This is a genomic window from Martinezella rhizogenes, from assembly GCF_027460065.1.
GTDB classification, from domain to species: domain Bacteria; phylum Pseudomonadota; class Alphaproteobacteria; order Rhizobiales; family Rhizobiaceae; genus Agrobacterium; species Agrobacterium rhizogenes_C.
In genome coordinates this window covers 26,175-51,349 of record NZ_JAPYZZ010000030.1, presented here as the reverse complement: position 1 = coordinate 51,349, position 25,175 = coordinate 26,175, and the positions used below count along the sequence as shown (strand labels likewise).

General features: G+C 55.4%; 24 protein-coding genes and 4 pseudogenes. 14 read left to right on the top strand and 14 right to left on the bottom strand.

Going from position 1 to position 25,175, the window contains the following annotated elements; all coding sequences use genetic code 11:
• A partial coding sequence (locus tag O8B93_RS26715; RefSeq protein ID WP_269712919.1) for a TRAP transporter large permease occupies positions 1–1,052 on the bottom strand: 1,052 nt, incomplete at its 3' end.
• Positions 1,053–1,069: 17 nt separating this feature from the next.
• Positions 1,070–1,618, bottom strand: a complete 549-nt coding sequence (locus O8B93_RS26710) for a TRAP transporter small permease subunit (RefSeq protein WP_269712918.1) — start codon at positions 1,616–1,618, stop codon at positions 1,070–1,072.
• Between the two features lie 645 nt (positions 1,619–2,263).
• Between O8B93_RS26710 and O8B93_RS26705 the strand changes: the two genes are divergently transcribed.
• The 4 genes from O8B93_RS26705 to O8B93_RS26685 all read left to right on the top strand — a co-directional run bounded on the left by O8B93_RS26705 (position 2,264) and on the right by O8B93_RS26685 (position 5,881).
• Positions 2,264–3,952 carry an SEL1-like repeat protein gene (locus O8B93_RS26705; protein ID WP_269712917.1) on the top strand — a complete coding sequence of 563 codons (1,689 nt, stop codon included), beginning with the start codon at positions 2,264–2,266 and terminating at the stop codon, positions 3,950–3,952.
• Positions 3,953–4,115: 163 nt separating this feature from the next.
• Positions 4,116–4,577 (top strand): hypothetical protein, encoded by a 462-nt coding sequence (locus O8B93_RS26700; RefSeq protein ID WP_269712924.1) that lies wholly within the window; start codon positions 4,116–4,118, stop codon positions 4,575–4,577.
• A gap of 423 nt (positions 4,578–5,000) precedes the next feature.
• On the top strand, positions 5,001–5,480 hold the full coding sequence (locus O8B93_RS26690) for a hypothetical protein (protein WP_269712916.1): 480 nt from the start codon (positions 5,001–5,003) through the stop codon (positions 5,478–5,480).
• Between the two features lie 266 nt (positions 5,481–5,746).
• Entirely contained in the window at positions 5,747–5,881 is a 135-nt protein-coding gene (locus O8B93_RS26685) for a hypothetical protein (RefSeq protein ID WP_269712923.1), read from the top strand.
• A 23-nt stretch (positions 5,882–5,904) separates the two neighbouring features.
• Here the strand turns inward: O8B93_RS26685 and O8B93_RS26680 are convergent.
• A pseudogene (locus O8B93_RS26680) lies at positions 5,905–6,117 on the bottom strand (SH3 domain-containing protein); the annotation flags it as partial.
• On the opposite strand from O8B93_RS26680, the gene O8B93_RS26675 reads away from it, so the two are divergent.
• The 3 genes from O8B93_RS26675 to O8B93_RS26665 all read left to right on the top strand — a co-directional run bounded on the left by O8B93_RS26675 (position 6,050) and on the right by O8B93_RS26665 (position 8,001).
• Positions 6,050–6,295 (top strand): hypothetical protein, encoded by a 246-nt coding sequence (locus O8B93_RS26675; RefSeq protein ID WP_269712922.1) that lies wholly within the window; start codon positions 6,050–6,052, stop codon positions 6,293–6,295. The pseudogene O8B93_RS26680 and the gene O8B93_RS26675 overlap by 68 nt on opposite strands.
• Positions 6,296–6,560: 265 nt before the next feature.
• A complete protein-coding gene (locus tag O8B93_RS26670; protein WP_473774535.1) occupies positions 6,561–7,448 on the top strand; it encodes an EamA family transporter in 888 nt (295 codons plus the stop codon).
• Between the two features lie 202 nt (positions 7,449–7,650).
• On the top strand, positions 7,651–8,001 hold the full coding sequence (locus O8B93_RS26665; protein WP_269712914.1) for a cupin domain-containing protein: 351 nt from the start codon (positions 7,651–7,653) through the stop codon (positions 7,999–8,001).
• Positions 8,002–8,337: 336 nt separating this feature from the next.
• Here the strand turns inward: O8B93_RS26665 and O8B93_RS26660 are convergent, their stop codons facing one another.
• The 3 genes from O8B93_RS26660 to O8B93_RS26650 all read right to left on the bottom strand — a co-directional run bounded on the left by O8B93_RS26660 (position 8,338) and on the right by O8B93_RS26650 (position 11,561).
• Complete coding sequence (locus O8B93_RS26660) at positions 8,338–10,074, bottom strand: COG3904 family protein (RefSeq protein WP_269712913.1); 1,737 nt, start codon at positions 10,072–10,074, stop codon at positions 8,338–8,340.
• A 40-nt stretch (positions 10,075–10,114) separates the two neighbouring features.
• Complete coding sequence (locus O8B93_RS26655) at positions 10,115–10,315, bottom strand: hypothetical protein (protein WP_269712912.1); 201 nt, start codon at positions 10,313–10,315, stop codon at positions 10,115–10,117.
• A 253-nt stretch (positions 10,316–10,568) separates the two neighbouring features.
• Positions 10,569–11,561: an SMI1/KNR4 family protein gene (locus O8B93_RS26650; protein ID WP_269712911.1), complete on the bottom strand. Its 993-nt coding sequence runs from the start codon at positions 11,559–11,561 to the stop codon at positions 10,569–10,571.
• 373 nt (positions 11,562–11,934) lie between these two features.
• Between O8B93_RS26650 and O8B93_RS26645 the strand changes: the two genes are divergently transcribed.
• Entirely contained in the window at positions 11,935–12,465 is a 531-nt protein-coding gene (locus O8B93_RS26645; protein WP_269712910.1) for a hypothetical protein, read from the top strand.
• A gap of 483 nt (positions 12,466–12,948) precedes the next feature.
• On the opposite strand, the gene O8B93_RS26640 is transcribed toward O8B93_RS26645, so the two are convergent.
• Positions 12,949–13,182 carry a hypothetical protein gene (locus O8B93_RS26640; protein WP_269712909.1) on the bottom strand — a complete coding sequence of 78 codons (234 nt, stop codon included), beginning with the start codon at positions 13,180–13,182 and terminating at the stop codon, positions 12,949–12,951.
• A gap of 883 nt (positions 13,183–14,065) precedes the next feature.
• Here O8B93_RS26640 and O8B93_RS26635 point away from each other — a divergent pair.
• Positions 14,066–15,088, top strand: coding sequence for an NAD-dependent epimerase/dehydratase family protein (locus O8B93_RS26635; RefSeq protein ID WP_269712908.1), 1,023 nt, complete (start codon positions 14,066–14,068; stop codon positions 15,086–15,088).
• Between the two features lie 172 nt (positions 15,089–15,260).
• Positions 15,261–15,857 carry a transglutaminase domain-containing protein gene (locus tag O8B93_RS26630; RefSeq protein ID WP_269712907.1) on the top strand — a complete coding sequence of 199 codons (597 nt, stop codon included), beginning with the start codon at positions 15,261–15,263 and terminating at the stop codon, positions 15,855–15,857.
• Between the two features lie 32 nt (positions 15,858–15,889).
• On the opposite strand, the pseudogene O8B93_RS26625 reads toward O8B93_RS26630, so the two are convergent.
• From O8B93_RS26625 to O8B93_RS26615, 3 pseudogenes are all read right to left on the bottom strand, one after another.
• Positions 15,890–16,306 (bottom strand): annotated as a pseudogene (locus O8B93_RS26625) (integrase core domain-containing protein); the annotation flags it as partial.
• 1 nt (position 16,307) lies between these two features.
• Positions 16,308–17,341, bottom strand: a pseudogene (locus O8B93_RS26620) (IS3 family transposase); the annotation flags it as partial.
• A 76-nt stretch (positions 17,342–17,417) separates the two neighbouring features.
• Positions 17,418–17,591: pseudogene (locus O8B93_RS26615) on the bottom strand (transposase); the annotation flags it as partial.
• Between the two features lie 22 nt (positions 17,592–17,613).
• Here O8B93_RS26615 and O8B93_RS26610 point away from each other — a divergent pair.
• From O8B93_RS26610 to O8B93_RS26600, 3 genes are all read left to right on the top strand, one after another.
• A complete protein-coding gene (locus O8B93_RS26610; RefSeq protein ID WP_269712906.1) occupies positions 17,614–18,339 on the top strand; it encodes a hypothetical protein in 726 nt (241 codons plus the stop codon).
• A complete protein-coding gene (locus O8B93_RS26605) occupies positions 18,336–18,701 on the top strand; it encodes an immunity 8 family protein (RefSeq protein WP_269712905.1) in 366 nt (121 codons plus the stop codon). The genes O8B93_RS26610 and O8B93_RS26605 overlap by 4 nt, the downstream gene beginning before the upstream one ends.
• 185 nt (positions 18,702–18,886) lie before the next feature.
• Positions 18,887–19,234, top strand: coding sequence for a DUF7674 family protein (locus O8B93_RS26600; protein WP_269712904.1), 348 nt, complete (start codon positions 18,887–18,889; stop codon positions 19,232–19,234).
• A 260-nt stretch (positions 19,235–19,494) separates the two neighbouring features.
• Here O8B93_RS26600 and O8B93_RS26595 read toward each other — a convergent pair whose 3' ends face one another.
• The 4 genes from O8B93_RS26595 to O8B93_RS26580 form a co-directional block, all read right to left on the bottom strand.
• The gene (locus tag O8B93_RS26595) at positions 19,495–20,244 is read right to left on the bottom strand and encodes a GntR family transcriptional regulator (RefSeq protein WP_269712903.1); all 750 of its coding nucleotides are present in this window, start codon (positions 20,242–20,244) and stop codon (positions 19,495–19,497) included.
• A 156-nt stretch (positions 20,245–20,400) separates the two neighbouring features.
• Positions 20,401–21,531, bottom strand: coding sequence for a sugar phosphate isomerase/epimerase family protein (locus tag O8B93_RS26590; protein WP_269712902.1), 1,131 nt, complete (start codon positions 21,529–21,531; stop codon positions 20,401–20,403).
• 77 nt (positions 21,532–21,608) lie between these two features.
• Positions 21,609–22,481, bottom strand: a complete 873-nt coding sequence (locus O8B93_RS26585; protein ID WP_269712901.1) for an amino acid ABC transporter permease — start codon at positions 22,479–22,481, stop codon at positions 21,609–21,611.
• A 2-nt stretch (positions 22,482–22,483) separates the two neighbouring features.
• Positions 22,484–23,416, bottom strand: coding sequence for an ABC transporter substrate-binding protein (locus tag O8B93_RS26580; protein WP_269712900.1), 933 nt, complete (start codon positions 23,414–23,416; stop codon positions 22,484–22,486).
• A gap of 528 nt (positions 23,417–23,944) precedes the next feature.
• Between O8B93_RS26580 and O8B93_RS26575 the strand changes: the two genes are divergently transcribed.
• The gene (locus O8B93_RS26575) at positions 23,945–25,162 is read left to right on the top strand and encodes an ABC transporter ATP-binding protein (RefSeq protein ID WP_269712899.1); all 1,218 of its coding nucleotides are present in this window, start codon (positions 23,945–23,947) and stop codon (positions 25,160–25,162) included.
• The last annotated feature ends 13 nt before the right edge of the window (positions 25,163–25,175 follow it).

Below are 25,175 nucleotides of genomic sequence, written 5' to 3'. Positions count from 1 at the left end.
AAATAATCGAGGAAGAAGGCCAGGAAGAACACCAGCAGGTTGGCGACGATCAGGAAGCCGATCTCGCCGCCCGGAACCGATGTCATCAGATGCTCGACCCAGACATGGCCATTCACGCCATAGAAGGTCAATGAGAAGACGCGCGCGCCGAGCAGGATGAGCAGTACGAAGGACGACAACTTCGCCGTGGCGTAAAGCGACTGCTGGACGAGGCCGAAATTGAGTTTGCGGTTGGCAAGCGCAAGGGCGAGAGCGCCCACCGCACCCATGGCGCCGCCTTCCGTGGGCGTGGCGATACCAAGGAAGATCGTGCCGAGTACGAGGAATATCAATACCAGCGGCGGCACGAGCGAGGTGATGACCTTCAACAGCAATTTGCTGCCGCGCAGGGTCCGGGCCTCCAATGGCAGGGCAGGCACCTTTGCCGGGCTGATGATCGAGGTCACGATGATGTAGAGCGTATAGGCGCCGACAAGCATGAGACCCGGAACGAGGGCGCCCTTGTACATGTCGCCCACCGAGCGGCCTAGCTGGTCCGCCAGCACGATCAAGACGAGGCTTGGCGGTATGATCTGCGCCAGCGTGCCGGAAGCCGCGATCGTGCCAGCGGCGATTTTGCGGTCGTAACCATACCGCAGCATGATCGGCAGCGAGATGAGACCCATCGAAATGACCGAGGCGGCAACAACGCCCGTGGTGGCCGCCAGAATCGCGCCGACGAAAATCACCGCGAAGGCAATGCCGCCGCGGACCGGTCCAAACAGCTGGCCGATCGTATCGAGGAGGTCTTCCGCCATGCCGCTCTTTTCAAGGATCAGTCCCATGAAGGTGAAGAACGGTATGGCCAGGAGTGTTTCGTTCGACATCTGGCCGAATATGCGATCGGGGATGGCCTGGAACAGGGTCGCCGGCAAGAGGCCGAGTTCGATCCCGATGAAACCGAAGAAAAAGCCGACGAAGGCGAGAGCAAAGGCCACCGGATAGCCCAGCAGCAGCACGATGATGAGCGCCGCGAACATGATCGGGGCGAGATTTTCCGCAAGGAATGCCATTGTTGTTTTTCCTTCGATCAGAGCATCGCCGCTTCGGCATCCGCCGCTGCAACCGGATCAGGAATATCGCCGCGCAGGATGGCGACGCGCTTGATGAGTTCCGAAAGGCCCTGCAGGGCGAGCAGGCTGAAGCCGATCGGTATCAGCGCCCAGACCGGCCACTGGATGAGGCCGCCCGTATTGTTCGAAACTTCACCGGAGGCAAATTTCTGCAGGAACACCGGCCAGGAGAGGTAGACCGTGATGAGGCAGAAAGGCATGAGAAAAAAGATCGTCCCCAGAATGTCGATCCACAATTGCCCTTTGCGCGGCAGGCCTCCGTAAATCAGATCGACCTTCACATGCTCATTGTTAAGGAGTGTATAAGCGGCGGCGATCAGAAACACGGCGGAGAACAAATACCACTGGGATTCAAGCCAGGCGTTTGAGCTCATGGAAAACGCCTTGCGCATGGCGGCATTGATGGCGCTGATGAAAATGGCCGCAAGAAGCAGCCAGGAAATAGCTTTGCCAATGGCTGAATTGGCGGCATCAATGGCGCGCGAAACGGCCAACAGAAACTTCATGATATCCTCCCCGGAAGCGGCCGCGTACTCCTCAATACACATGCTGCGCTATATGTTCGGGCACGATATCAATGGTGGCTTCGCGCTCAAGGGCCGCGGGAGACGGATTTCTCCAGGCATACCGGGAACTGGGTATGCGGGGTAACTTCAGGGGGGATGGCGCGGAATAACGAAATGAAAGAGCGTTTGGGCATGTCATACTCCGTCGTGCTAGCCACCAACCCGGAGGGCAAGCGGTAAAATTCCAGCCAGCTGATCCACTTTGGAGGGTCCAGATCAAACTCTCTAAGCTGGAGCCAGCCTCCTTTTGATTTCCCTCTATGATTCTGCTTGCCTAGCGTTGGTTCACCTTGACGCGCCGTTGCTTCGGCTTGTTGGGAATCTCACGCGTCGCATACTTCACTTTAATGCGGTCCGCTTTTTTGAGTGACAACATATCCAGCAATGCATCTAAGTTCTTAGACGGAACGTCGATGTGTCAATCGGCTCGGAATGTTGACTATGGATGGTTGATCGCGACAATTGCAATTTTTGAATGATCCGGCTGGTTCGGGGCGTGAAAAAACATCGGTTCAACTGGAATAACACAATCTGTGCTAATCATACGACTTCGCCCACAGCCGGAATTGATCCCAAATGCCATCCATGCTGAGAAAGTATCTGACGACGCTTGCAGACCGCTATTTCGAGAAGCGCACGGCCGGTCCGGTCCCGGAGAAACGCTGGCACAGCCTCTATGATGTTCCGCTCGACGATCTGAAACAGCGGGTAATATCCGGCGACGCCGATGCCGCCTTCGTATTGGGTGACATTTATGATCAGGGCTATTGCAATGTCACCCTCGACAGGGTGCAGGCAGTCGAATGGTACAAAAAGGCGGCTGCCCTGGGGCATGGCGACGCGATGAACAATATCGCCAGCATGTACCAGCACGGCGACGGCCCTTTCCCGGCCGATCTCCTCAAGGCACGTGACTATTACGAGCAGGGCGTCAAAGCCGGCTGCGGCACGGCCATGGGCAATCTCGGCCATTTTTACACCGACGGCAGAGCCGGGCTGAAGCAAGATCATCGCCACGCCGTCAAGCTCTTCAGCCAGGGAGCCCACCTCGGCGACAGTGATTCCATGGTCAGCCTCGGCCATCGCTACAGTACCGGCACCGGCATCCGCAAGAGCCCGATCCGGGCGCTTTACTGGTATCGCCGCGCTTTTCAGGCAGGCAATCCCCGTGGTGCCAACAATCTTGGTGTTGCCTATTATTATGGAACGATCGTGAAGGAAGATGCCGAAAAAGGTATTCAGTTGCTCGCCGCCGCGCTTGATGGCGGTTTCGACCGCGCAGCCTACACACTCGGTGTGGCCCACGAGAATGGCAAGGGCACAGAATGTGACCTTGAAGAAGCGCTCTATCTGTTCCGCTGTGCACGGGCCGATGGTGATGAGGATGCGGACGAAGCAATCAAACGGGTGCTCACAAAGATGGGTGAGGAGTTTTCTGCGGCCGACGATCCCGAGCAACGGCTCGAAGACCTGCGGATCATGATCCGCGATCCAGAGAAGCGCTTCAGCGTCGAGGCACTGCTTCTGGAACTCGCCCGTGTCTGCGAGGAACTGGTCGAGGATAAGGACAATCCCGCCGCTGACCAACCCCATGCGCTGGGCAGATCGAGCCTGATCCGCGGCTTCGTGCTGTGGAAGCAGGGTAACCCCGCCTATATCGAGCAGGTTGAAACGGCACTTGCGATCGACGGCAAACACCCCTTTCTGACGCCACCCGAATGCGCCTCTCTCATGACCGCAAGGGCCGTTGCATTTGCGCGTGATCGTAAGTGGCAGGAGGCGGTCGATCTGCATCGTGGCGCGCTGACGATCGTTGAGGCCGACCCGGAAGCGGAGGAGAATGTCGTGCTCGCCGCGATGACCGATCTTGCTTTCTGCCTGCATGAAGCTGCCGAATTCGAAGAGGCACGCAAGTTCAATGCGGAAGCTCTCGAACGAGCCGAGATCGCCTTCGGTGAGGACGATCCGGCTCTGTTGCGTATAATCGGCAATCTCGCCCAAAACGAGTTCGCGCTCGAACATCCAGACCGGTCGGTGGAACTTATGCGCCGACGGCTGGCAATCGCCGAACAGCATGAAATTCTCGACGTGATCGGCGCGACGCTACGCGATCTGGCGATTGCCAGCTTTTCGGCGGGTGACCATGCCGGCGCGGAGGATTTGTTTCGTCGGCAAGTCGCTTTTGCAGAGCGCAACGGCGATGGTGGCGATATCGCCCGTGCTCGCGCAGACCTGGATGGCCTGTTTGAACGATTGGGTAAAATGCCCGGATAGTTCTGAGAAGGGATGTCTCGCTTGAAGGCAGAGCACATCGCCGCCAGCGGGGCATACTTCCCACATTTTCGGCGTTTGCAAACGCTCGTGGGAAGACATGCAACACTGTTGACAGTAGCCTATGGCGCGTGAGCTATTGTCGTCACGACAGAAGGTTTCATAGTTGTCATCAGTTCTCTTCCAGCCTTATCGGGTCGCCCTCCTTTCTCGCTCGCTTTCTAACGTCTGGCGGGGTTATGGTTCTGCTATCTTTCTTGAATTCGGCCCTCTTTCTCCAACCTCGAAGTCGGATGGCTCGCCGGGACAATCGCAAGGGGAATACACCCTGATGATTGAATGGAGTTGGCGTATTGAAGGCCCCCGATCCATTCTCTGCGGAAGCTGGAGCGATGAACAAGAGTGGATTGACGTCTTCGATTCTTTGATAGGTCGCAAGGTAACCGATGTAGCGCTTTATGGGCGTCTGTCAGAGGTTACGCTCGCCTTAGAAGGTGAGCGTTTCATAACGTCCTTCATGACAGCCGAAGGGCAGCCGGCATGGACAATCTTTCAGCGTTCCGGAAATGGCCGAAGTCCTACGTCCATCTCTGTTATTGATGGGCATGTTGAAGAGAGTGCTGAATAATTTAGACCTCCCAACAGACGTCCGAAGGCCCGCGTTCCGACAATCCTTTTGCGAGCCGCGATTGATCGCGCGTGGCTTGGTAGTGCCATCGCGTCGTGGTCGCCCGAGTTGATGGCAGTTGCATTCGTATCGTTGGGGGTGAGAACCCGCACAAAGCCGACAGCGTTGAGATCGAGGCCGTCAACAAAGGCTTCAATAAAGCGGACCGGATTGTCTGTCGCCACATAATCGTCGGCCGCTTCCGGCAGAAGCAGTAGTGGAGAGCATCTGCTCCCGGAAATTGAACGATGGCAAAGCCTGCCATTAACGACTACCTTACCGGATATGCAGGACATCTTCTGTACGACCTGTATGACACTTGAGGCGTCGCAAATGCCCGCAATCCATGCGACGCAAAACTCGAATTTCACGAGGTAAGACGGATTGTCACTGGTCGAAGCCAACCAACAGGTCCTGCGTGAACGAATTCGGCAGGCTGACTATGTCGGGCAGCGGGATTGGGCAAACTGTCGGCCGCTTGTCTCCCCCCGCGAGTATTTTGCCCATGGCGTTACGAACAATGCCATCGGGAACTCTCGCGTCTTGCAGTTCGGCGTTTTGAATTTCGTCACCCTTCTCACTGAGATCGGTCAGCGTGACGACGTCTCAAACCTGGTTGTCGAGATGGACGACGATTTCAGCGAAGGCTGGCCGACGCGGGATTATATTTTCGTCGCAACCTCAAGGGATGCAGAAACGGTCAGCAAATGGTTCGCGGGTATTCCGCCGGATACAATGCTCGAGTGTCAAGGCGGGTTTGTCAGGGCCCGCGCGATCCGTATCGCGGATATCGCAGCGGCACCAAATCACCGGATATGGGTGCTGAATTGGAAGTTGAATCTGGATGATCAGTGTGTGGATTAAGTAGCGCAGAGTTTTCAGGCGGTCCGCTAATCGGAGTGGCCCGACAGATGTATTAGACACAAAGTACTCCACATTCTAGTTAAGGACATCTGCGGCTCACTCAGCGATACGCCTCGATCATCGATTTCGTGACGTCTTGCGCGAAACAGATCGGTGCGTATCCGCCAGGCTTTGAATACGCACTTCGGTTGCCACACCTTCGGCCACTGCGATCTGTGCTGTAAGGGCAGGCGCATGTGCCGGGATAGCTGGTCACGGATTCAGCAATGATCCGCTGGACGATGATGGTCGGCGATATTGTTGGCGCGGATTTGATCGTTGGTTCCGACGGTTTTGCGATCTGCTCTCGCTTGGGTTCGTCATCCCGCAAGAACCTGCTTGCAACCCATCCCTCTTTTTGAGTCAGAATGTCTTTGATCCGGGACCATTGTCCTTCCGTTTGTAAGAGGTCGATTTTCTTCCCCCTATCCAGCCTATCAATGATTTGAGCCTTCGGCCCTGGAGCGGCACGCAGTGCGACACCGTTTCCACTGACAAACTTGGTTCGCCTTGTCTGCGTAGAATGTGGCTTGGTTGTTTCGCTCGGCGGGGTAACGGTGTTGTTTGCCGGAGAAATGGTGGATTGCCCGCTGGTCACCGTTGATGGCTTTGGTTTCGAGGCGTGGGTCACTCCTGAGGAACTCGGCGATGGTGCGGTTACGCCATATCCCGAAGGTGTTTCTCCAAGTTTCGAAATGCCGAACAGAATAAGTCCACAGAGTAACCAGTATCGTTTTTTCATGAAGAAGCCCCCACGGCATATTGCCGAGGGCTAAAATGCTCTTCAAGTGGTGTCGGCCATTTTTCTCAACTTAACCGTTAAGCTGCGTAAGCATGTGGCGCTGCCGCGGATTGTCTTCTCCACCTTGCGTGAACAGGCGGTAGGACGAGAGCTGATAGTGGGGATCACTCGACGGCCAGAATATACTACATTGGCATTGTCGAGAGAACGGTGGCGTCTTGGTCAGCCACGCAGAGCTGCGTGACATAAGCCAATTTTTCCATATAAAGCCCCCACATAGATCGCGGGGGCTATCAACAGTGAATTCCATATCAGCGACGAACTTCGGCCGGGCAACGATCATTCTGGCTGTGCTTCTCCAGGCTGTCGGCAAGGTGATGTTCGGTACATGGCTTGTGGCGTTCCCGTCGCCGCTTTTTGTTCTGATAAGTTTTGCCCTGACGGCGGCGTTTTTCCTGCTGTTGTCGCGCCAGGGGGCCGGCGAAAAAGCCTGGGGACCACTCCTGTTGCTGAATGCCAGCACAGCGCTCACGTTCCTGAGCTTTTTCTATGCCCTGAAACTGATCGAGCCAGCTATCGTCGGAGCCGTCGAAATCGGCATCGGCCCAATCCTCGCTGTCCTGATCTCTCTAATCCTCACCGGAGAGCGGCCTTCGGCGGTGCGTATCGCGGTATGCGCCGGAATTCTCCTCGGGTGCGTCATCCTGGGAGTTGCCGCCTTGCAAGGCAGTGGTTTCACGTCCTTCGGCCGGAACGCGTGGTTTGGTCTGGGTGCAAGTGTTGCGGCCGGCATCGGAGCGGTGCTGATTACTCTGGCATCCAAGGCGTTGCTCAATCGCGGCTGGAAGTTCGGCGCTGTTCTGGCGCACCGTTTCTACCTTATCCTGCCGATCTCACTCATGATGACGTTGGGGGCGGATGTTGCAGTTGTGGAATGGTCTGGCGTTCTGGTCGCGACGCTGCTTGTGGTGTCGGTTGTCGGCGTACTTGCGCCTCTATATCTGCTGCAAGTCGGTATCGCCCGTTGTGACGCCTATACGGTGATGGTGACGATGGCTGCCCTGCCTGTTCTCACCTTCATTATTGAAGGCTTCTCGCCGCTCTACTCGTGGTCCATTTTGACGGCCGCAGGCCTGGTGATCGTCACGGCGTTCCTGCTGCTCGATGTCGTTGCAAAACGCTCGTAAAACTCCGAAAACACTGTGGCCGTCACGATGTCCTTTTGCCCCTGCGGCGGGTATTCCGTGATTGGTTTCCTGAAGGTCGAGGTGGGGTGGGTTACGGACAGGCGGCCTTAGCAAGTGGCCGTTTCAAACCGACACTATCGAAGTGGCTGCCAGTCGGCTATGCTTTAAGTTGCAACCGTACCGACCTGATTAGGAGATGGCGATGGCAGGAGCACGCGTGATGAACCGCACAGAATGGGCGGAGTGCGAAAATGTCTGGCATGGCGAGTTTGAGGGAAAGGCATTTGGCACAAACGCGTCTGTGATGTTCTTTAGCTCCGACGAAATCGGCAAGGGTCCCAAGCTTCATCAGCATCCTTACGACGAGATTTTTATCGTTCGAAGTGGCAAGGCAAAATTCACAGTCGGCGACCAGGAATTTTGCGTAACTGCAGGGCAGATCGTTTTCGGTCCTGCGAACGTGCCGCACAAATATCAGAACACTGGGACGGCCCCTCTGGAAATGATCGATATCCATGTTTCGGCAGTCTTCACTCAAATTGATCTCGAGTAAGCAGTAGCCGTTGACTTGAGGCACGTCCGCTTTTGGCGAAAGCGTATAGCCTTCCTAAAAGTCAGATATGGGGTGGTGATCCCTCCCGGAGCAATTTGAGGAATGTCCGCAATTGGCGCATTCATGCCGTCAATGTTGAGGGGGTAGCTTTAGGGATGGCCAGCGCGCTTGATCAATGTGTAAGGAAAACGCTCCTCACACGTCAGCAGCGCGATCGAAAATGACCGCCTTGTTATACGAACATCTGCAGCCGGGTGACGAGCGCCAAAAGCCGCAGCTTGGCTGAATCAGCACCGTGGTACAGAAAAGCTCTAATTGATGTAGATCGTATCAAACTCAGCGGAGGTTTTCGGCAACGGTCCTATAACATGCTTCATCGTTGCCGACGTTAGTTGTAGCAACCGGCTTCCATGTGTCTCGATCAAAATCGAAGAACTCAACGACGCACGTTTTGGTGTCGTAGTTCAGCCATTGGGCCGCGACCAGCCGGCTGTCGCTGCGAAAGTCCAAGCTCAGATACATGTGCTCTTCCCCACCACGAGGGAACGAACCCGGGCGGCCCGTTTGGTTGTTGGCGACGATAACGAATGAGCACCCCGTGCCGCACCCGACCTGGATAAGGGTATAACGGCTGGCGAAATTTGGCCCTTGACGCATACCGTCGCGAATACGAGTCCTGAAACTGTTGAATTCGCGATCACGCCCCCTGAAGTCTGGCATGACGGTCTTTCCTGAGAAACGACCTTGGGCTGGGTAGTCGGAAAGGTCCGGCCGCTTGAACGTCGCGCTCGGAGCAACCCCTACCGCATTTTCCTGTTTATAGGATGTAGCCTCACACGTATGCCATCGCATTTGATAGCCGTATTCCCCCTCACGACCATAACACCATCCTACGGCCTCTAGCTTGTTGCCGATGGCTTCTCTTCGTTCACAGGCCGCATTTGTTTCCGGCGAGTCACCGCTGCCGCCGCGGCAGGCATCATTCTGTTCCGTCCACTGGGATATCAGACTTACAGGTTGAGAGACACCCTTGTCGGTCTGGATAACTTTCCCGGTTTCGGAGAGGATCACACCAGTCCTCTGGTCCCAAACCAGAGAGAACTCGGCGGAGCCAGATGAAATCCGGTTCCCGACGTCGCGTTTCGTGTACCAATCAACGATTCCGTCAACCTTGCAGGTTTCCGCGCAGGTTATCTTCATCGAACCTGCCTTCACGCTGTACGCACGGACTGGCCACCTATTCGCGAAGTTCCGTTTTTCACCAATCACGGTGGCTTTCGGCGTTGCTTTCCCATAGAAATCGACGGTCTCGGCGTATGCCTTGTCCATAAAGGCGAGCGCTTCTGCGTTCCTACGAGACCAGGCGTCATGGTACGCTGTGACGAAGACTGATGCTTTTTCCTCGGTTGTCGGCGCAGGGGCTTTGGTGGTTGGCGGGGTTGCAGGCACGGCTGTCGGGGCGACCTTGGACGCTGCAACGGATTCAGTTAGATCAGCTAGACTTCCCCACGTCACTTTAAAGCTGTGCATCTCACTAGCTGTGAGATACCGCATGTCGTCACTGGGAACCGACAGGCTCAGTTGAAGCAGCTTGGGATCCACATCCATTTCGACGAGATACGTCATAATCTGGGCGGTTAGCGCCTGAACGGCGGCGACTGCGACGTGCCCTTCGATACTGGATTCTGGGGAGAAAGAAGACTGGTGCACTCCGATCGCGCCAGGTTCTGCCTGTCGGTTTACACCTCCCACGAAAGCGAGTGCGCAGGCAGAAGCGCATTCGGCAGAACGAAGCTGAAGCGTCGATAGTCCGAGCGACCGGATCATCCTCCCATACGCCATCGCTGTTGCAACGTTGCCGCCGTTGCTGTTGAAGGTGACCAGTTTGGCACCGCTTGCCGCGACTTCACGTGAAAGTTGGTCGGGATTGTCCGATGTGGTGAACTCACCCTTGAGCAGGAGAACAGGCGAAGAGCCGTCGATTGGAACCCGCTCAAAGGTGATATCGGCATATGCGGCTCCGACCCAAGCCAAAGACATCGTGGTCACTACCAATAGAATACGCTGAAACACGACCTCTGCCCCCGTTCGCCCTCAGGTGCATGCTATCGTGTCAATCACCACGCGCAATATGGAAAGCTGCCATACTGGGTTCGATGACTGCCTCCAGTAATTCAGCCGAGCCGAAATGCCGGTGAAGCACGTTCGGATAGACGAGCAGGCCATCCTCGCAACGATTGATGTTCATCATCTCAATGATGAAGGCCTTGCGGAATACGATGCCGAAATAGATGTGGTCTGGCTCTGCTCCCATGTTCGGTCGATTGGGCAGCCATTCTTGTCGACAAGCCAAGCGTGCTGCATCGGGATCGGAATTTCGCCGTTGTCCGCAAAACGGATCATCGGCCTGCTGCGAAAGAAGTCGTCCTGCTCGAAGTGGGTGATGCTTTGATCGCTAGTTGGCCCCGCTTATCAGTGCCATATGGCACTATCGCGTCGCGGTCATTTAGCCTCCAGGGGGCTTTACAGAGTATTTCCCGACACACACAAATCTCGAAGGTATATCCTTACCCGCCTTCTGCAAGTACGCGTAAACCACGCATTCTCAGGCCATGTTCGATCGTAATCGCGTGACGTCTGAGCCCTGCAAAGAAGGTTGCGAAGTCAGGAGCTTCATAAGAAAATAGGTTCTTGCCAGAGCGCTCACCTTTTACGTCATCGAACAGCACAATTTTGGGGGCTGTACGGCCCCCGCGATAGTCGAGGCAGAGCCAAATGTCCGAGCCATGACTACTGATTGGTATGAGACGGTCTATGCCGGGAATATAGCTGCGCCAAGCGTCATCCACTTCGCCGAAATCTATCGTGTCGGAGAAACTGCCGAGAGTTTGCAGGCTTTGAAGGGGCGTGATGTCCATGCCCGGAAGCGCCGAGAACCAGATGTCATAGGCATCATTGATATTCGCATGCAACGAACCACCAAATTCATAGGGTGGTGTTTTCTCGGTGCTGGACAGGTAGAAGTCGGTATGCCCTCCATTTTGGAGAGTGTAGACATCGCGCAGGCCCCGTGGAAATTCGATCCCAAGTCGTTCTTCTGTCAATTGGATGGTCTGTCGCGCTACAGTGGCATCCCATGACTGATCCTTGTTCGAGTAGTCCCGTGCGGAAAAGAATGTCGCGGTCACCGGGCCGTCGCGCTCAATGACGATCCGCTCATCTGCCTGGGTGTCGCCAACCGCATCCCTCAATGCGACAAAGCGGTCTGTTAGAACGTCCTCGACCGCTCCGAGCCGCGCTCTGAGCTGATCGAACATCTCGGGTGGCAGAAAGGCACCGGGCTTGGCACCGAGCCATTCCCGGTTCAGTTGATCTCGCAACGGACCAATTTGGGATGTCGAGCTTGCGGCATTCGCTTTAGTCTCGATGTCATCCAAAAAAGCTCTGATGTGAGCCTCGAAGCTCTCCGCTGTCCACTCTGCCGCCATGGCTTCTTCCTTCCAAATCGTGGCAAGAGACGCCTCTGCAAAGTACGTAAGCGCAGCGCGCCTGGTAATCATGCCTGCCTCTCCAATTTACATCCTGGCATCCGATACACTGTCGGCTGCGGGATCGAAAATACCTCGGTAAGACCGCTGATTAAGTAGTCCCGGTGTCGTACCGGTGGCGCAGTTCCTTTTGTTGGCGATCGGAAAGCTTCGGCTTCTCGCCACGTAATTTTCCCTCGGCACGCGCGACACCCATTTCCTCACGTGTGCACATTCGTACGGAATTGTGTAGCAAATGCCACAAGATTTCCGAGGTCGGAAACACTGCCTTTAGTTTGCGCTCGGGTTATAATCGCGCCCACTGGCGGTACAGTTGAAATCAAGGAGTACCCTCCAGCCAAGTGGAGTGAAGCTCAAAAATAGCCAGAGGAAACGGACAAATATCGTGACCGAACTGTTTGCAGGAAATGTCGAGGTCCAATACGGACAGGCCTATATCGAACTGGATGGCTCATTTGACGGAGCGATGGACGATTGTTTTGTCGGCCAGCGCAATGGCCTGTGCGGGGCACAAAAGCCAGCAATATTGTTTCTGATGACCGGCCTGCACACCGGCGTCGTCGGCATCACGATAAACTTGTTCGATGCAGACCCCGGCATCGATGAAAGTTGGGAAGAGATTGTGGAAGTCTCATTTCAAGCACCCAAAGGGGGAATTACGTTGCTGGAATGGGCAGCCGATCATGGCGTGGGCATGGCCATGCCAGCCGGGTCCTATCGAGCGCGTTACCAAGGCCGGGCGATGCAGGCGGCCAACGAACTGAACACCAATATCAATGACATTCCGTTAGATAGCTATCAATTGGACTTGTGGCCCGCCCCGTCGGCCGCTGATCATATCGTAAAGCAAACCTCTAGCGTCGCAGCCTACTGGCACGACTGGGCCAGTAGGCTGCCCTTGAAGCAGAAATTCTAGGACTGCCCAAACTCTTTGGAGAGACCATTCCACAAAGTTTTGGGATAGCCTCAGCGAAACCTGCGTCAGATATGGCCTAAGACGGTGGCGATCTGCAAGGTCCGCTTTCAGCGCCATCGTTTGCTGCCTCGAAGAACTGACAAGGGGCCGAAACACGTCCATAATCGATACGTGGACCCATGTCTCCTACTGGCGCGAAGCTGTCCCGGCGACCTCAATCCGAGCGATCTTTGCGCTTGATATTCAGGGGGTGATAAGCCCCGAGACGGTTTCGCCGTGGCGCAAAAGATAGATTGTCGGCATACGAAGGCATCCTCAGGAGATAGCTTCAGCCTTCATCGATATCTTGTGGCACTTGCTCCATAATGCCGCAATTATCAAGCGTTCGAAGTTCGGATTGATAGGTTTCCGCAAGCCTGCGTAACGATTTTGCGTGGCGTGGAAGCGGCCACCCCGTGCTATTGAAGGGGTGGCCGGAGGAAGTTAGCGCAGGATGCGCCTATTGGTAAGACGCGCTCTATGGGTTTGGAAAATGTTACCGTCAAAAAGACCGAAGGATTTCCAACTGTCTTCCGTGATCTCACCATACAGAATGCGCACGATGACAGTGCCGTTACCAAGGTCCTCAATGACGGAAACTGTGAATGTTCCGCCGATCTCGGAATTCACGTCAAATACATCTTCGCCGACAACCGGCGTGGTCGCGATAGCTCGCATAAGTGCTCCAATGCTCGATGAAAGTTCGGGCTTGGCGCACAAGCGAAAGGATGAACTCGCGCTTATGCGCTTAGCGTTCGAACTGCCTGAGCAAAAGTATTTGAGTCATGATATCCCCTGTGTAGGAATTCTGGTCGATGGTTCAGCGTCCTTTTCCGTGCCACAAGCGGCAGACGCCGTCAATCATGGGGAGAGACTCCAACATTAAAGCTGTTGGATAGCTGAACAGGTGCATTGGCATTGTGAGAGCCCTTCTTTTGAAAAGCTTGCCGCAAAATACTCGAAAGCCACGACAGTCTCCGTCACATAAGTTCCTTAAATCCAGCCGGCGTCTGGATGAGCGCCCAGTATCGGATTCCGGGACCTTGGACGATCACAGGCGGATTCTCTATGGCAAGCGCCAAATAAAAGGCCGTAGTGCCGCTTGGGTTGGGATGCTCAAGGGTGAACGATTGAAGTCGCGCGCCGAGATCGGGAATGGAGGCGATGTAGCTAGTGTGTGTTTAAGCATGGAATGTTGACCCCTCCACGGCACGCGGAGTCTTGCTGTTGCGGTGATCACGCTGTGTCGGCACTAGGCGTGCTGGAAGGTAAAGTTTACGGGAGCCGAATCGTCGCCGCACGCGAGGTATACACCGAAGGCGGCGAAACCGGGGGCGCATCGTCGAAATGGAAATGGTCGCATTGCTGCCGTCATCGGACGTCGATGGCCTGTCGGCTCACACAGCACCACGTATCCTCGTCAACGGCTGGGGGCGACCGTGCGCCGGCGGTAGGCGATAGGTCCTGGGGGTGCTGATCGACCGCATACATCTTTAGACCTTTCGTTGCGAAGCCGGCCTTGTTACCTTCGTCCGAACCGACCCAGTTCTCGGAGACCGACGTGGCAAGGAAGGCATTCATTATCGGCGGAACCGGTCAGATTGGCCGTGCGGTTGGTCTGAAGCTGTTGAAGCAAGGCTGGGGCGTCACCTTCGCAAGTCGGAGTGGTAACATTCCCGATGAGGCGCTCGGCTTCAGTGCGGAAGCAATCGTTCTCGACCGCGATCAACCCGGCGCGTTAACAGATGCTATCGGTGAAGGTGTGGATGCGGTCATCGACACTGTGGCATACGACGAAACGCACGCGGACCAACTTCTGGCTATCGCAGGCGCGGTCGGGCAATTCTTGGTGATCTCATCATCTAGCGTCTATCGCGATGCGTTGGGCAGGACCCTAGACGAAGCACGAGAGAACGGCTTCCCTGATTTGCCGGAGGGGATGACGGAGGAACAGCCAACCGTCGAGCCCGGCCCGCAGAATTACTCGACCAAAAAGATCGCGCTCGAAAGACGAGTGCTCCAAGCGCAGTGCCCTGTCACCATCCTGCGCCCGGCGGCAATCCACGGCACTCATTCCACCCATCCCCGTGAGTGGTGGTTTGTGAAACGCATGATGGACGGTCGCAAAGCCATACCGCTTTGCTTTAACGGACAAAGCCGTTTTCATACGACCGCTGCACAGAACATCGCCGAGGTCACTAGCCATGCGCTGGCCCATGGCAGAAACCTGATCCTTAATATAGCCGATCCGGTCGCCCCGACGGCGCTTGAGATCGGAACTCACATTGCCGAAGCTATGGGGTGGACTGGGACCTTTGTGCCGCTCGACGTTGGCGATCCACGGCTTGGCCTACCCGCTGGCTGGACGCCTTGGTCTGTACCCGCTCCATTCACCCTGAGTACGGATGCTGCGCGACAGATCGGGTATTTACCTGCCACAGACTATGCAGGTTCAGTAGCAAACACATGCGAGTGGCTTCGAAGCGAGGCCGGCGAAGATTGGCGAGAGCGTTTTCCTGTCCTCGCGCGCTACAGTGTTCCTTTGTTCGATTACGACACGGAGGATGCGTTCTTGCGTAAATAATGGATAACGGGGCTACCTCGACTGCTTTCGTTTGACCCAGGTGCGATAATTAATGCTCTAGCACGCGGCAGGGTGCGGTTGTGGCAGGACTCATATGCGCATGTCTGAAACCTGATGGAAGCCAGACCTGCCATGTTCTATCGAACAACTCACACGCTTTGGAGACGCGCAAATGTTTGATGCACTTCCGCCAGGTTCAAATACGCCCCTTACATCGGATGGTGAGTTGAGCCGCTTCGCCAGACTATGCGGCCTGGAGACGTTTGGGGAGGCTGTTGAATATGTTCAGCGCCTTCCGTACGGTCGCACCAGCAAGCCGGACTTTCGAATTGTGCTGACTGAGGGCAGAGGCACGTGCAGTAGCAAACATGCTCTCCTTGCGGCACTTGCGCGAGAGAACGGGTTGGTCATCGAACTGGTTCTGGGTGTTTATGAAATGACGGAAGAAAACACCCCGGGCGTCGGAAACGAACTGGCCCAGAACGGGCTCTCCGCTATACCCGAAGCACATTGCTTTCTGCGCACTGATCGCGGTGTTATTGATGTGACCATGCCGGAGGGATCACGAAACAGCGATAAGCGACATTTCTTACATGAAGAAGTGGTCACACCAGAGGACGTGGGTATCTACAAGGCCATTGTGCATCGGCGCGTACTTGCAGATTGGCTAAATAGCGTAGATCGCAAGGGACTTGGACTCGACGTAGCGTGGCAAATTCGAGAAGCGTGCATCGCTGCGCTTAGTCGTGAAGTGGCCAAACCCGACTAGTGGAGTGCCCCCCGTTTCGCCGGACATGTCGGCTAGATTGATTTAGCCCTGATGAACTGCCGAGGGGAAGCCATCTTGAGCGCGGAATGAGGATGGATTTCGTTGTAGTCTTCGATCCATCCGTCGATGAGCCGGAGCGCCGTTTCGGCGTCTGGCAAAGATGATATGCGCACGTAATCTCGCTTCAGGGTTTTGACGAAAGCCTCTGACATTCCGTTCGACTGCGGACTGGCCACCGGCGTGAAGCAGGGCGTCAGGTTGAGCGCCTGGGCGAACAGCTTCGTATCCCTCGCGGTGTAAGCCGACCCATTGTCCGACAGATGTTCGATTGGATGTGGGGCTCTGGTTCCGTTGAAGCGTTTCTCGACCGCCTCCAGCATCATATCGCGCACGTCCGAGCCGGAGATGCCCGCATTGGCAACTGCCGTCCAGGCAATGATCTCGCGGTCTTCCGTTCGACTGCGGACTGGCCACCGGCGTGAAGCAGGGCGTCAGGTTGAGCGCCTGGGCGAACAGCTTCGTATCCCTCGCGGTGTAAGCCGACCCATTGTCCGACAGATGTTCGATTGGATGTGGGGCTCTGGTTCCGTTGAAGCGTTTCTCGACCGCCTCCAGCATCATATCGCGCACGTCCGAGCCGGAGATGCCCGCATTGGCAACTGCCGTCCAGGCAATGATCTCGCGGTCGAAGGCGTCGATGATAAAGGCGAGACGAATGACCTCACCATTCCAGCAAGTGAACTCCAGACCGTCGGAGCACCAGCGCAGGTTTGAGCGCATGACCATGACCTTGCCGTCATGGATGCGGCCCTTGCGAACGGCCGTATGCTTCTCCAGCAGCATTGCGTGGTTGCCCATGATGCGATGAACCCGTTTGGCGTTGACGACAGGCTTATCGGCGGCTCGCCTTTCGCGATTGAGGAGCGCGGCGATCCGCCGATAGCCGTACGTCGGCCTTTGATCCACCAGCCTGCGAATGGCGGGCAGAAGCTCTGCATCCTCGACCTTGTGGTATGGCCCACGCGGCTTTGTTTTGCCTTTCAGCCGCTCGATGAGGTTGGAACGGGAGACGCCCAGCGTGTCTGCGACGGCCTTCATCGCGAACCGTCCTTCGGCAACAAGATCGGCCGCGATATCCGTTTTTTTGAGTCGGCTTTGGAAAGGGCTTCGCGGAGGATTTCGACCTCCATCGTCTTGCGACCGAGCATGCGCTCCAGCTCCCGGACACGATCCTCCAGCTTCTTCACTTCGGAATTGCCGACAACCGGCTCGTCAGAATCCACGGCTGCAGCACCTCCCTCGCTCAAGAGCCTGCGCCACCGGTAAAGCAAATTGGGCGCGACGCCATGACGGCGAGCGGTCGAAGATACCGTCTCGCCGGGTTCGAAACTCTGCTCAATGATTGTCAGCTTTTGCTCGGTTGTCCACCGCCTGCGGCGAACATCACCCATCAGCAATTCAACGTGTCGATACTCGTTAGACATAAGCCTGTCCTCAAGCCTGTGCTTGAGCCTTTCTGCTTATGCCGACTGTCCGGTCGAAATGGGGAGCACTTCAANGCCTGCGCCACCGGTAAAGCAAATTGGGCGCGACGCCATGACGGCGAGCGGTCGAAGATACCGTCTCGCCGGGTTCGAAACTCTGCTCAATGATTGTCAGCTTTTGCTCGGTTGTCCACCGCCTGCGGCGAACATCACCCATCAGCAATTCAACGTGTCGATACTCGTTAGACATAAGCCTGTCCTCAAGCCTGTGCTTGAGCCTTTCTGCTTATGCCGACTGTCCGGTCGAAATGGGGAGCACTTCAATCTACGAGCTCTGCTACGACTCGGTTGGAGAAATTTCACTCGTCAAGGTTTTGAAAGACGTCGTCAATTCAACACCGTCCAACGCGGGTGGGATCTACGGGGAACTTGGTGCAGCAGATGTTACAGGTTTCCTTGAGACAAGCTTCAGCGACGTCCGCCGGAAAGTCTTCTACAGCAACAATCCGGGAGCAATCGAAACTGCGGATGAAGTTCTCCTCCTGACGCCAAGCCCCGCCTTTTTAGCGTCCGGTGTCAAACTTACCGGAAAAGTCATCACAAGTGGAGCTTTGCGTCTCTATGAAACAACTGCTGGGAAATGGTTGTCGAAAGAGGCGGTTGAGTATTCGATAAGTAAAGGGTCAGATTGGTCGCTGCTTGGCGGTGCCTTGCGGGAAGCTGCGAACTCCGCATCAGCCGCGCTGCAAGGAAAGGGAAAAATAAACTTCGGTATGGGCTCATTCAACGAAAAACAAACAATGGCTATGGGTGAAGCTTGGGTGGGTCCTGGATACCGAATTACTTCAAATGGCTATTATGAAAGTGCGGACAGGTTGCGCCAGTTCCGGCCTCCGAGTTACAAGGATAAGCTAGGAAAAATTCAGGCAAATTTTGAGCAAAGACTCCCCGGCCAGTTGAAATGGGGATCTAACGGTCATGTGGATGTCGTACCATGAGAGCTGAGATAAAATCATATTCAATGGTTGGCGGAGAGCTGGCAAACTACTGGCCCGATGATCCAACTGACTTCTGTGTTGGCATGGACGTGACAGTGGGGGTTATTGGTGGAGCAGGAGGAGATATTTTCAGCTTTGAAGTTTGTTCTCCAAAATGGTTTCACAAGAACCGTGTCGATAAACCGACATTTGCCAGGCATGTACTATTTGTAAATGAATATGATGAGGCCGCGATCAAACTAGCAGTGCAGCAATTGGTTAATAGTGTATTCGGAGAAACATGGGGCGAGATAGCCACTACTTTAGCTCGTTACATGTTTTGGGAGTTTGAGGACTATGACGCTTCTTCTCCTTCGGCCTGAGGATTGGTGTGAATCTGGCCGACTGGAGCGTTCACGGGTCAAAAAGACGGCTCTAAAGCATGGTCTTCCGGCTCGGGTAAGGGCCTAGAAAATTGGCTTCGCAACACACCTCATGCCCTTGCTGTTGACGGTGAGGTCGCGATGGACATCCTTAGCAACCTCACAAAAGCACTAAAAGGGCTATGATGAGTAGAATTAGCATAAATTTTACGACCGATTTAGCAGAACGGTTTGAGGCGTTAAAGGTTGTATTCTCCGAGCATTTGCATGACAACTCCGGCGAGATTTTGCCTCATATACTTGTCTCAGACTATCTGAGGCGCGCTCAACAGTGCAAGAATGAACAATGGGTCGCCCGTTTTTTTGCCACCCTGGAAACAAATTTCTCTGGAGATTACGATGATGAACTGAGTGAACTTTTGTCTGTTTCAGTACTGGAGCATATTGATCCTCTCAATGCGTCTGATCGCGAATTGATTCAATTTCTTGGAATGCGAATGCGCGAAGAACACAGGCGGATTTTTGGGAGATAGACATCGAATGAATTGAATAGCCCCCCGAGATTTGTAGACGCCTTCTTTCCTAATTTTAAGGCGAGAAGAGAGCTGGCTCGGGAAATCTGCACAGCTAGGAGAAGTGGAATTTCTGCGTGACTTCGGCTTAGATGAGTGGCGGCGGGCTGAACTCCATCGACTTCTCCTATGAGAAGGAGGACAAGCAGGGCGAAACCCGCACGACGACGGTTCGAATCCATCAACTGCAAAAAGCGGAAGCGAAATTTGGCTTGGGATTTCTACGAAAAATTCTCCAGTACTGCCAAAAAAGTATGCCGGTCACCCTGTCCTTCAGTCAGCCGCACACGTCCTTCGATGTCGGCGAGATGGTGGTCCATCAATTGCTGCGCCTTGGTAATATCCTTCGCTTTCAAGGCCGACACGATCATGCGATGATGGTCGGCGCCGCAATCATCCTGCTTTTCTTCTTCGTAAAGCGCCATCACGAGGGAGAGGCGGGCGACGATTTTTGACAGCATTTCGGTCAGGACGCCGTTGCCGCCAAGCTCGGCCAGCACGATGTGGAATTTCCCTGAGAGGACAGTTTTCGATTTCTCATCGCCGTGATGATGGATGTGCTCTTCCTCGTCAGTCAGCTTTTCAAGCCTGTTCAGCTCCTCGGTGGTCGCGCGCGCCATGACGAGATCGAGGATCGCGTGTTCGATCTTGCGGCGGGCTTCGAACAGCGCTTTTGCTTCCTCTATGCCCGGCTCGGCGACGAAGGTTCCGCGGTTACGCTTGCGCTCCAGCAGGTGGTCGCTCTCAAGGACGCCAAGGGCACCGCGAACGACGGTGCGGCTGACGCCAAAATGATCGGCGATCGCATCTTCGAGGATTTTTGTTCCCGGTTTCAGGGCGCCTTCGCCGATGGCGTTCGCAAGCGTGGTGCGGATACGTTCCGAAACATCGTCATTGTTGTTTTCCGCCGCCTCTGCCGTGCTGTTTGTCTTCGGCGCTGCTTTGATGCTTTGACGACGCGTCCGTTTCATGTCCTGCTCCAAATGCACGCAAGTTTTTTTGCCGCTCGATCTAATCATATCCATGGAAATATTGTTGCGTATATCGGTCTACGCACAAAATCCAGCCGGTCCGAAGTTTTTTAGACGACGATGACGGCGCACGCCACCGCCATCCCGTTGACCAGCTTAAGCTGCCTGACGTTTGGCGGCAGGCGGGCTTAGCTCGATGCCGTTATCGGCGCAGATCGTCTCGATATGTTTTGCCGAATTGCGGATAAAGGTAATCGCGGCGTCATAGCCATAGGCCTGCTTCTCGTAGGTTGGGTATCCGTAATGGTTGGCTTCATAGGTTTCCCAATCCGGAATCTCCCCTGAGGAAACGCGCTTTTCGAAGACCCTGACCATCGAAAGATAGGCTTCGAGTTCTTCCGCATGGAGATCAGGATGGCCGGCGCGCCAGATCGGATCGTCGATCTCGATGCGCTGACGCGGATTTGCCTTGCGTGGCTTGTCATCGACGGAAGCGGCGACTTCAAGCGAGAGGTTGAGGTCCGGGTTTGCCTTGGCGAGGATGGGAACGATCGTCCCGAAATCCACGATGCCGCGGCCCACGGGGCGGGTCTGGAAATCGAGGCCGCCGGTCGCATGCGCCACATAAGCATCCTTGATATGGGTCTGGCGAACGTAAGGAGCGACGCGTTTGGCCGCATAGACCGGATGTTCACCGCGTTGCAGGCCGTTGGCCGTATCGAAGACGACGCCCAGGCAGTCCTCACCGACCCTGTCAATCAACCGCAAAATCTCGAAGGAGGTGATCTCGTCATGGGTTTCCATGTTGAGATGCACGCCATTGGCACGGGCAACGGCGGCGAGTTTCAGGAGCACCTTTTCCATTGCAAGAAGCTGTTCGTCCCAGGTGACGTCTGTGCGGAAACGGTCATTGGCGAGGCGGCCGCGATATTCTGATTTGAAGTTGCCGGGCGAGACCCAAAGTTCGCGGCAGCCGATAGCTGCGCTCGCCTCGATCATGCGGGTAAAACCAAGTATCACGTCGCCATCGCCAATTGCCCGGAACTCCGGGGCTTCGGCGCTGCAATAGGGGTTGATCTTCCCGATGCCCGCCTCAAGATAGAGGCCCAGCTCGTCCGCCCTGGCGCGAATATCGGCGAGTTCGCCTCTGTCCAGCGTCTCGCTCATATCGAGAACCGTGCTGAAGAAAATGCCGGCAAGGCCAAGTTCCTTCACATGGTCGAGGCTCTTTAGCGGGCCGCGTTTTTTTGCTTCCGGCAGTTTCTGTCCGTCGATACCCAATCTCATGATCTGCTCCTAGGTGTTTCCTGATCGGATGCGCTGCAATGGCGATCCTGTGTGGTTGAAGATGAAGTGGCGACGCCTCAGGTGCGTCGCGTGCTGTCCTTCCGTGGGCCTGCGTCGCGGCCTTTGAGGGCAAGCTGCCGTTCAAGTAAATGCTGGGCGACCGAGGCGATGGTGGTAATGATCAGATACCAAAGCGAGGCGACGCAGAGCATTTCGATGACGAGGAAGTTGCGGGCATAGATCGCCTGCGCCTGGGTGAGCAGGTCCTGCATTCCGATGACGGAGACGATGGCGCTTGCCTTCAGCATGCCGATCGCTTGGTTGCCTGTTGGCGGAACGATCAGCCTCGTTGCCTGCGGCAGCACCACGGTTCTCAATGTCTGGAGCGGTCGAAGACCCAGTGAAGACGCCGCCTCCCGCTGGCCGCGATCGACGGCGGTGAGGCCGCTGCGGATGATTTCGCTCATATTGGCTGCCTCATGCAGGCCAAGCGCCAGAAAGCCTGCGATAGCCGGTGTGACGAGGTCGTTGACCGAGATGGACCATGTCCCGATCCCGACCTCGGGGATGAAAAGGGCGATGTTGAACCAGAAGAAAATCTGAACGATCAATGGCACGCCGCGAAACCACCAGACGAAGGCAATCGCCATCGCCTTCAGAACGATGTTCTGACTGGTTGCCATGATGGCAACAATACAGCCGAAGGCGATGCCGAAGACCATGGCGCCTGCCGTCAGCTCCAAGGTCAAAACCACGCCATCGAGGATGACGGGATCGACCATGTAGCGGGGAATTTCTCCCCACTGGACGCTCTGGTTTCTGGCGATGAGTGTTATGAGGAGAGCCAGCGCCAGTATCGCGCTGGCGCCGGTCGAGATTTGCCCCCAGCGAATTGGTTTGCCGATGGGAGGTGCGATGGCCATGCTGAAGGGTTGAGCAAACACAGCCATGTTCAATTCACCGGCATCGAGGCGGCATCATTGAACTTGACGGTTTTGACGGCGAGGGGACCGAGGCCCCATTTTTCCATGATTGCCGGATATGCACCGCTATTGACCATATGCTGCAACGAAGCGACGACCGTGTCGCGTAGTTGTGGATTGTCCTTGGCGATCAGCATTCCGAGATAACCGACGGCAAGACGCACGTCCGGGAGCGCCTGAAGCCCGACACCCTTGCCAGTCTGGTTTTCTGTCGTATAGACGCTTGTCGCATAACCATTGACGGTCGCATCGGCGCGGCCGGTACGAACGGCCTGTAGCACGTCAGGCATTTTCGGGATCGACATGACGTTCATCGGTGTCGCGCATTTGGCCGATGCGGTCTCCACCAGCCGCGCCTGGAAGGTGCCGACGGGTACGGCAACCTTCTTGCCGCACAGATCTTCCATGTTTTTGATGCCGAGCGGATTGCCCTTGATCGTCATGATCGTTGTTGCATCATACATGTAGTCGATCACATCGACCTGCTTTTCCAGTTCGATATCGTCGTTGATGCCGGAAATGGTCATGTCGAAACGCTTCGACAGAACGGCCGGCACGATGGCAGCGCCTGCGCCGACATTGGTCATCTGCACATCGACGCCTAGGATAACGCCAAGTGCCGCCACGATATCGGCATCAATGCCGACGAGCTTGCCAGCTTCGTCCTGAAAACTGATCGGTGGCGTCAAGTCCGTTGCGACCTTGATCGCCTTTTTGTCTTTGATCGAGGCGGGCAGGCTGTCGGCGAGTGTCTGGTTGAAGGCCACGCCCGGAAGCTTGGCCACGTCTGGATCCGGCACCATTTTCATGGCGGTGCCTTCAGCCGCCTGGGTCGTCGATGCGAGCAATGTGAACAGGATTCCGGCAAGGCCGGCCTTGAGAGTTTCATTGAAGCTATACATGTCGTTCCCCTTTTTCACGTCTCTGTCGGTGTGAATTTTCTGGAAATGACGATGCAATCAGCGTGCCAAATTTTATGTCATCACTTCATGTTATTGTTTTAAAAGAAATATTTTTCTGATTTTTACAATGCGGCGAAATTCGCATGAATATTCGTATACTCATGCGAATATAATCTGATTAAAAAATGAACGCGACCATTTTATCGCCGGACATCGTGCGTCTCTTGATGCGAAGTATCTGATAATATGTCGTATTTAAAACTGATAAACACGATCAGGTGCGCGGGACATATAAGAAGGAGAACAAATTTGCAGCTTTATCGAGGGGCTGGCTGCAATTTTGTGCCCAACGAATGAGCGATCTTGAATAAATCTGCACCGTTATGGATTGCGACGATTTTCAATAATGATTTTATTATCTTTGTACGAAATAATATAAATCAAAAATATGGTATAAATATCAATTATATAATCTATTAATCTGCATTTCATTCGCCGAATTGGCATGCGGCTTGCAACTCCTTCGCCATGACCCAGAGCGAACTCCAAATAGCTGAACGATCACATCTCCGTCTGGTGGCAGCGAGCGCGAAGCGCCCGCCAGCCATGGTGCAACTCAAAGGGATATCTATGCCGCAGGTTTCGAATGCAGCAGAAGGAAAAGAGCTTAGCGTTCGTTGCCTGACCCATAGCTATGGCGGGCAGAACGCGATCAGTGATATTTCCTTTGACGTCAAAGCGGGCGAGATCGTTGCTCTTCTGGGTCCAAGCGGCTGCGGCAAATCGACAGTCCTGCGGGCGATTGCAGGGCTGATCCAACCAAAAAGCGGCCTTATTCAGCTCGGTGGCCAGAATCTCGCCAATGTCTCGGCCCGCGCCCGCGGTATCGGCATGGTGTTCCAGAACTATGCGCTGTTTCCGCATTTGACGGTGGCGGAAAACATCGCCTATCCGCTCGCCTGCCAGAAAGTATCCCGCGCGGAGCGGCGCGGGCGGGTGGAGGAAATGCTCTCGCTCGTGCAGCTGACTGGATATGGCAACCGGCTGCCGCGGGAGCTTTCCGGTGGACAGCAGCAGCGTGTCGCGGTTGCGCGCGCGATTGCCGGGCGGCCATCGCTTCTGCTTCTCGATGAACCTTTCGGCGCGCTCGATCGGGCATTGCGTTTCGACCTGCAGGTCGAGCTTCTCCACCTGCAGAAGACGCTCGGCATCACCACGCTGATCGTCACGCATGACCAGGAGGAGGCGCAGAGCCTTGCCGGCCGGCTCGTGCTGATGAACCAGGGCAATGTCGAGCAGATCGATACGCCGATGGCCGTCTATGATCGGCCGAAGACGCTGTTCGTCAACACCTTCATCGGGCAGGCGAATGTGCTTCACGGCACGGTCGATCGACTGGATGCCGAGGCAACGGTTATTGCGCTCGCCAATGGCAACAGCCTGATTTTGCCGCGTCGCCTGAATTTCACCGTCGGTTCCAGGGTCAGCATTACCTTCCGCCCCGAAGACCTTCGTTTGTCCGCTATGCCAGGCGCATCGGCGATGTCGGCCCGGTTGACCGTATCCGTGCCGCTCGGGCCCACGCTCGTCCACGATCTCGTTCTTGACGACGGCACGAGCCTGCGCGCCTCGGAGGTTCGTGGACCTTCGACTTTCATTCCCGAGCCGGGCGCAAAGCTTTTTGCCGAGATCGACACTGCGAGGTGTCACGCCTTTCCGGGCGAACCGGAAGCATTCCGTGAATAAACAACAACAACAG

What these genes read in the sequence shown, in the direction of transcription:
- O8B93_RS26580 (WP_269712900.1), bottom strand. Translation starts at nt 23,416, where the DNA reads ATGTATAGCTTCAATGAAACTCTCAAGGCCGGCCTTGCCGGAATCCTG.
- O8B93_RS26585 (WP_269712901.1), bottom strand. Translation starts at nt 22,481, where the DNA reads ATGGCTGTGTTTGCTCAACCCTTCAGCATGGCCATCGCACCTCCCATC.
- O8B93_RS26630 (WP_269712907.1), top strand. Translation starts at nt 15,261, where the DNA reads ATGTTTGATGCACTTCCGCCAGGTTCAAATACGCCCCTTACATCGGAT.
- O8B93_RS26685 (WP_269712923.1), top strand. Translation starts at nt 5,747, where the DNA reads ATGATCCGCTGGACGATGATGGTCGGCGATATTGTTGGCGCGGATTTG.
- O8B93_RS26705 (WP_269712917.1), top strand. Translation starts at nt 2,264, where the DNA reads ATGCTGAGAAAGTATCTGACGACGCTTGCAGACCGCTATTTCGAGAAG.
- O8B93_RS26595 (WP_269712903.1), bottom strand. Translation starts at nt 20,244, where the DNA reads ATGAAACGGACGCGTCGTCAAAGCATCAAAGCAGCGCCGAAGACAAAC.
- O8B93_RS26650 (WP_269712911.1), bottom strand. Translation starts at nt 11,561, where the DNA reads ATGATTACCAGGCGCGCTGCGCTTACGTACTTTGCAGAGGCGTCTCTT.
- O8B93_RS26600 (WP_269712904.1), top strand. Translation starts at nt 18,887, where the DNA reads ATGAGTAGAATTAGCATAAATTTTACGACCGATTTAGCAGAACGGTTT.
- O8B93_RS26640 (WP_269712909.1), bottom strand. Translation starts at nt 13,182, where the DNA reads ATGCGAGCTATCGCGACCACGCCGGTTGTCGGCGAAGATGTATTTGAC.
- O8B93_RS26605 (WP_269712905.1), top strand. Translation starts at nt 18,336, where the DNA reads ATGAGAGCTGAGATAAAATCATATTCAATGGTTGGCGGAGAGCTGGCA.
- O8B93_RS26665 (WP_269712914.1), top strand. Translation starts at nt 7,651, where the DNA reads ATGGCAGGAGCACGCGTGATGAACCGCACAGAATGGGCGGAGTGCGAA.
- O8B93_RS26710 (WP_269712918.1), bottom strand. Translation starts at nt 1,618, where the DNA reads ATGAAGTTTCTGTTGGCCGTTTCGCGCGCCATTGATGCCGCCAATTCA.
- O8B93_RS26590 (WP_269712902.1), bottom strand. Translation starts at nt 21,531, where the DNA reads ATGAGATTGGGTATCGACGGACAGAAACTGCCGGAAGCAAAAAAACGC.
- O8B93_RS26575 (WP_269712899.1), top strand. Translation starts at nt 23,945, where the DNA reads ATGACCCAGAGCGAACTCCAAATAGCTGAACGATCACATCTCCGTCTG.
- O8B93_RS26655 (WP_269712912.1), bottom strand. Translation starts at nt 10,315, where the DNA reads ATGGGAGCAGAGCCAGACCACATCTATTTCGGCATCGTATTCCGCAAG.